Here is a 505-nt window from a genome sequence, read left to right as displayed (position 1 = left end):
TGGAGACGTGGAGCATACCGGTGTAAAAATCGATATAGAACGGCTGAAGAAAATGCGTGGCGAATTAAAAGAGCGATTGGATGAGATTGAAGCAAATATCTATGAGCTTGCTGGTGAGACATTTAATTTAAACTCACCTAAACAACTGGGACCGATTTTATTCGAAAAACTGGAACTACCAGTAATAAAGAAAACAAAAACGGGTTATTCTACTGCAGCAGATGTGCTGGAACAACTGCAGGGGGAGCATGAAATAATTCCTAAATTACTTTTGTACCGTCAATTAAGCAAACTGCAATCCACATACCTTGAAGGATTGCTAAAAGTGGTTAATAAAGATACAAACAAAATTCATACGCGCTATAATCAGGCTTTAGCACAAACGGGTAGACTTAGTTCTGTTGACCCTAACCTGCAGAATATACCTATCCGACTGGAAGAGGGAAGAAAAATCAGGCAGGCCTTCATCCCTTCAAAAGAGAATTGGATTATGTTTGCAGCAGAT

General features: G+C 39.4%; 1 protein-coding gene. It reads left to right on the top strand.

Annotated elements, in window-relative coordinates; translation table 11 throughout:
- Window positions 1–505 (top strand): DNA polymerase (locus AC3G7N_RS22810; protein WP_489424370.1); only part of this gene is annotated, 505 nt, incomplete at both ends.

Source organism: Virgibacillus carmonensis (assembly GCF_057836705.1).
This window is presented reverse-complemented; position numbering and strand designations above follow the sequence as displayed.